Source organism: Acinetobacter sp. YH12218 (genome assembly GCF_013417925.1).
Classification (GTDB): domain Bacteria; phylum Pseudomonadota; class Gammaproteobacteria; order Pseudomonadales; family Moraxellaceae; genus Acinetobacter; species Acinetobacter amyesii.
The window spans coordinates 1-4,610 of sequence record NZ_VPDB01000122.1; the positions used below are offsets into that span (position 1 = coordinate 1).

The 4,610-nt window shown below is 37.5% G+C and carries 4 protein-coding genes, 2 pseudogenes and 1 other annotated feature; of the genes and pseudogenes, 2 read left to right on the forward strand and 4 right to left on the reverse strand.

The window, feature by feature from the left end:
- Positions 1 to 116 precede the first annotated feature (116 nt).
- A pseudogene (locus FTV03_RS17015) lies at positions 117 to 859 on the reverse strand (IS3 family transposase); the annotation flags it as partial.
- Positions 467 to 584, reverse strand: a sequence feature (AL1L pseudoknot). Its footprint overlaps the pseudogene before it by 118 nt.
- A gap of 140 nt (positions 860 to 999) precedes the next feature.
- On the opposite strand from FTV03_RS17015, the gene FTV03_RS17020 reads away from it, so the two are divergent.
- Together FTV03_RS17020 and FTV03_RS17025 are read left to right on the forward strand one after the other, a co-directional pair.
- Complete coding sequence (locus FTV03_RS17020) at positions 1,000 to 1,992, forward strand: hypothetical protein (RefSeq protein ID WP_180042348.1); 993 nt, start codon at positions 1,000 to 1,002, stop codon at positions 1,990 to 1,992.
- Between the two features lie 39 nt (positions 1,993 to 2,031).
- A complete protein-coding gene (locus tag FTV03_RS17025) occupies positions 2,032 to 2,388 on the forward strand; it encodes a roadblock/LC7 domain-containing protein (protein WP_120368434.1) in 357 nt (118 codons plus the stop codon).
- A gap of 76 nt (positions 2,389 to 2,464) precedes the next feature.
- Here FTV03_RS17025 and FTV03_RS17030 read toward each other — a convergent pair whose 3' ends face one another.
- From FTV03_RS17030 to FTV03_RS17040, 3 genes and pseudogenes are all read right to left on the reverse strand, one after another.
- Positions 2,465 to 3,337 (reverse strand): histone deacetylase, encoded by an 873-nt coding sequence (locus tag FTV03_RS17030; protein ID WP_120368435.1) that lies wholly within the window; start codon positions 3,335 to 3,337, stop codon positions 2,465 to 2,467.
- 4 nt (positions 3,338 to 3,341) lie between these two features.
- Positions 3,342 to 4,316 (reverse strand): hypothetical protein, encoded by a 975-nt coding sequence (locus FTV03_RS17035; RefSeq protein ID WP_228199222.1) that lies wholly within the window; start codon positions 4,314 to 4,316, stop codon positions 3,342 to 3,344.
- Positions 4,317 to 4,501: 185 nt separating this feature from the next.
- Positions 4,502 to 4,610 (reverse strand): annotated as a pseudogene (locus FTV03_RS17040) (IS5/IS1182 family transposase); the annotation flags it as partial.

Genomic DNA, 4,610 nt, shown 5'->3' on the forward strand with positions numbered 1-4,610 from the left:
GCCTTTTCCATAACGCTCACGACCGGGACTTTTGATCCAAGCCGCTTATGGTGGTTTGCTACCTGCTCCTGCAAGCCGATAGCGAGGGGCCATACCCTCATCTCTTACGCCGCTTGCTGCGGCACACTAAAGTCACCCACCCATAGTTGGTTTGGATGATCAGCATTAAAATTACGTTTCACTAAATCATCTGCCCGTTTTTGGTCATCTCGGTTACGGGTGGTTTGTTTATTCTTACCACGCCAAACACCTTGTATACCTAGCTTCTGCATCAATCGAGCAACTGTACAACGTGCGATAATATAACCTTCACGTTTCAATTGTTGCCAGACCTTACGCACACCATATCGACCTGAACTTTCTTTCCAAATTCGTTTAATTTGTTCAGCATGATACTCATCATGTAGATCTCGTTTCGCTCGATGTTCTGGATTGTCAGCGAGATCTAAAGTTCGGTAATAGGTTGAAGCTGCAATCGGTAAAATTCTACAAATCGCTTCAACACTATACCGATCTTTATTGTTCTGGATAAAATCCACCATTATTTGTGTGGGCGGTCGAGCTCCGCCTGGGCGAAAAAAGCGGCTGCTTTACGTAGAATTTCATTGGCACGTTTTAATTCTTTAATTTCACGTTCCATTTGCTTCATTTTTTCTTGGTCAGATATCTGTTGTACTTTGGCAGGATTTAGTTGATCCATATGCTTTAAATACCAAACACGCAATGTTTCAGGAGTACAACCAATCTTAGGTGCAATAGCTGTGATTGCAGCCCAAGTAGAAGGATAATCTTTTTCAGATTCAATCAATAATTGAACCGCTCTTTCTCTGATTTCAGGGGTATATTTTGGTTTTGTCATTGGAACATTCTCTCAAGAAAGTTGGTCTCCGACAAACCCGGTACGGTTCAATAGCTCAATCTTAAATTTAGTAAATACTGGCAAAACAATAAGGTTATATCAGTCCTTATTGTATAAATAGTCTATAGGTTTAAATAGTTATGAAAAAAGCATTTAATGTGGCAATTTTTGGTTTAAATTTAGAAACGTTAGACCAAATGAAAAACCAGTTATTGCTTTCGGTGCCAACAGATGTAAATGTGCAATGGGTGAATATCTCAAGTAATGAAATTGATTTATTACTTGTGAATGACATGTTTTTTGATTCACCAAATATTCAGCGTGTGATTCAGCAGCAGAAGTCTTATTTACGTTTGGTAAAAGATGTTAATCAGGCAGGTAGTATTATTGAGGATAAATTATTTTATCCATTCACTCGTCTGAATCAGCTCGTTGAATGGTTAGAACAGCGTTATTTTAATTATATGGGCCGTCAGGTTAATCCTATTGAGGATAATTTTGTGTTGAATAGCGCTCGAAATTCTGCAGCACAATATTCGCAAACTAAAGTAGATCATAAGTCGGTGTTTAATGAAATTTTCACACCACGAAATGGCTATATTCAATTGTATGATCACACGGGTTTTCTGGCATTAATTGATACCAGAACAGAGCGGGTTTGGTTTGAGCAGAATCAAGAGTTGTACAGTTTAAAAGACACTATTAATCAAACTTATGCAAAGAATTCATTTGTACATGAGATGATTAAAGATAAAACACCTTACGATTTAAGAACTTGGTTATGGCAAGCCATCTCACATTCAGGTGATTTAGATTTACCAAAGGTAGATGCTGACCATGTTTTTAAATTAAATATATGGCCACAATTTGAAAAAAGTTTAGACCGTAAAGATAACTTAAAAATCGCAGCTTGTTTTGCTTTAGGTGCAAAAGTACAAGATGTTCAACAGCATCTAGGAATTTCTCTAGAGCGTGTGAAAAAATTTGTCGCAATTGCACAAACTTTGAAATTGGGTGAGCTAATTGAGGCGGATGCAGCAAAATTCAGTATTGAACAGAAGCAAGAAAATTCTGGTCAGGTGAATAAACTACGCAGTTTCTTCGGAAAATTGCGAAAAAAACTAGGTTTGTAATTTTAAATGGGGTGTACACCCTTAACTTGAGATGAAAAAATGGCACGTATTAGTTTAGATACATTAACAAGTATTGATGGTTTCGTTGCAGGTGCTTTAGTTGACAGCGAAAGTGGTTTGGCTTTGGCGACCCAAGGTACAGGCATTGATTTGGAGCTTGCTGCAGCGGGTAACACCGAAGTTATTCGCTCAAAGCGCAAAGTTGCAAAAGCTTTACAATTAAATGACAACATCGAAGATATTCTTATCACTCTAGGTAAGCAATATCACTTAATCCGTCCATTGGACAGTAACGAAAACTTATTCTTGTATTTGGTTTTAGACCGTTCTAAGTCTAACCTTGCAATGGCGCGTTATGAATTAAAAGCATTTGAAAAAGAACTTGATTTTTCTTAATCAGCTGCACATTGATTTGGTAAGTGAATCCAAAAATACCAGCTTTAAAGCTGGTATTTTTTTATTGAATACAGCATTAGTTTGTGAAATAAACCTGCTGTGCAATTTTAATCGTTTCTACATGTAATTGTACTAAGGGTTCAAGTGCCTGATAGCCACCTGCAAGTACAAACATGAGTGGAATACCGTGTTTTTTTGCCAATGAAAACACCATTCTTTCGCGATGCTGAATATATTCAGTTTTAAACCATCTAGAGCCGCAAGGATCATCCTGATGGCAGTCCATTCCCGCCTGATAAATAATTAAATCTGCTTTCCAGTCCAATGCAGCTTGAAAAGCTTCATGGATTGCAATGATATATTGGGAAAAAGTACCTTTATCTTTATGAATATGACGTGTTTCTGAATGTGCATAACTTGGGCAACCAAATGCTAAGCCATAAATACTAAAATTAAATAAATTGTTGAAACGACGGGTAAATTCAGCAGTGCCGTTGCCACCGTGCTGATCGCAGTCCAAAACAAAAATACGTTTTTCTGGAAACTGCTGTGCAACCAATGCTAAGCCATTAAAAGTACAAAAAGAGTTACCAAACTCATAAATCGCATGGTGAAAACCTTGAGCAAGGTTACCTGAAATTTGATGTTGAAATGCCAGTTCTGCCGCTAAAATTTGCCCTGCATTAATATGTAAAACAGCATCTCGCAATTGGATATTCCACGGTTTAAATCCCTGAAATGTCGCTAATTTTTCAGGTGTACCTGTTAAAAAGGCATCGACATAATTTGGGTCGTGTAGTTGTTTTAAAATATTGGGATCAATTCTGCTGGGTGCATGAAGCTGAATACCATCCAATTCAGAAATTGCATTTGCAACTGCACTGAGTTTTTCCATGCTGTTGGTGTGGGTATGGGCAAAATAGTGTGGTGAATAGCAAATATTTAACATGCGTTTATGCTCTAACTTGACGCTGTGCTAAGTCAACCAATTGCTGTAATTGTGTTGTGCCAGGACTATATAGACCGTTTTCAATCTGTTGTGCATAGTGTGTACTAAAAGCACGTGCCCGATTTTCAGGGGAAATCGCTAAAGTCGTCAATCTAAGGAACCAGAACCCCCGCGCAGCACGATAAGGAATAATATGTCCTTTAAAATCTGAACAGCTCGGATATTGCTCAGGCATTTCAGCATCGTAATCTACCGAAAATAAAGCACCTGCAGGTAAACGTACGCCATTCATCAATAAGGGCTGTAAGCTAATGCAGGAATGATCATCACCCATATTTATTTTTTCTAACAAAATAGGTTTTGAATTGTCATCGACAAAAATATTGATGCGACCTTGTCTGAGTATTTTTCCGTGCGCAATTTTTAAGAAAAAATTTTCAGCCATCGGACAGGAGCCGACTTTAGGTTTTTCTTGCAATGTGTGTAGCTGAGTCAGCGATGTATCATGACAAGTATGGGGTAAAATTACATCTGCAATCAGTTGACTCAGTACTTGGCTTTCTTCAAGTTGAGCATGTTGTGCAATATGGCGTAATTTTTTTTGAAAATAGACAGCCTGTTCTAATTGTTCAGCAAAGGTTTCGTGGCAGTGTTTCGCTAAAAATGTAATGATCTCTGGATTTTGGTCAAGGTTGTGCCAATCAGTGATATGAATTGGATGCATCGATTGCTGCTCAAGTAATTGCTTTAAACTTTTGGTATCGAACTGGTCAAAAAGTTTTAGATCATTTAATTCCTGCGCATCACGTGGGATATTAATATATTCCGCCAATACCCGTGTTGCTTGAGTATAACCACAACCACGACGTTCAGTTTGATGCGTATAATGCTCATTTAGCATTTCTGTCAATTTATTTGACAGTGGACGGGCGTGATTTCTAAATATTTGAATAATTTCATGGTCATTTAACGTAGACATGAAGATTTGCTCTTGAATCATTTATTTTAATTGTGTAAATGTACCGATTTTTTGAATTTTTAGTAAGATGTTTCATATTAAATATTAACTGAATGACGGCAAATAGATTTTATTTAACCTATAAATGCAATGGGCTTTGTTGCACAAAGATTTGAAATACAAAGCCTCCCCTAATTGAGCCAAATTTAAGGCGTAACTTGGGTAAGTGGTCGACCTAATTCCGTAAATCTGTTGAGGACTGCTACACGTGCATGAATTTCATTGACTTGGCTATCAAATTTTCTTGCACTGAGT